Genomic DNA, 735 nt, shown 5'->3' on the forward strand with positions numbered 1-735 from the left:
GTTTGTTAACTGCCAAAATTCGTTTGTGGTCCAATGATTCGCTTTTTATGATGTGCTAGTTCTTCTACCCCAAGCATTGAACGCATTTTTTGAGATAACGATGCAAGAGTAACCTCTTGGTGCCCTGTGCTTTTATCTAAGACATAAGCAAAAGCGCTAAATATTTCCAGCATCTCCCTTGCAGCAGCATCTCTGTGTGCTTGTTGCGTACCTTCACCTTTTGGCATTTTGATATATGCACTATTGGCGCCGAGGGTTCGCAATTTTTGCTCAAACTCACCTAAGTTTTGATCAACCTCTGCGGTTAACCAACACATATACTTCAATCTGAGCATCGTTAATGTGCGAGCATAATCGTGTGCTTCTTCCCATTCAGGTTTTTGGCGAAGACTTTCAAATGCGTCCAGTACATTCTCTACATATAACTGAGAAAACTCGACTTGTTTATCGAAAACAGTATTTGCCATGTGCGAAGACGCAGACAAGGAATATTGCTGCTCTTGTAGCATAAGCTCTTTTCTACGTTGATGAGCAGCGTCATCTCTAATCAATTGTATTAAGACACCGCACAAAGCACCTGCAAATGGAAGTGCTGTTATTCCCTTCCAGATATCTGATATCGGTGCACTGTACATTACGGCTAAAGAAATAGTCCCAACAATAGCACAGCCAATGATTACATTTTTGTTCATATTTCTCACTGCTTACCTTTTGGCAGTTAACGCCTTGCTAAGG

At 41.2% G+C, this 735-nt stretch carries 1 protein-coding gene; it reads right to left on the bottom strand.

Features of this window, described 5'->3' with window-relative positions; translation table 11 throughout:
• Window positions 1-5: 5 nt before the first annotated feature.
• The gene (locus VHA02S_RS24965) at window positions 6-692 is read right to left on the bottom strand and encodes a hypothetical protein (protein WP_038899667.1); all 687 of its coding nucleotides are present in this window, start codon (window positions 690-692) and stop codon (window positions 6-8) included.
• Window positions 693-735 lie beyond the last annotated feature (43 nt).

This window comes from Vibrio harveyi NBRC 15634 = ATCC 14126 = KCTC 12724 (assembly GCF_001591145.1).
In the GTDB taxonomy this organism is placed as follows: Bacteria; Pseudomonadota; Gammaproteobacteria; order Enterobacterales; family Vibrionaceae; genus Vibrio; species Vibrio harveyi.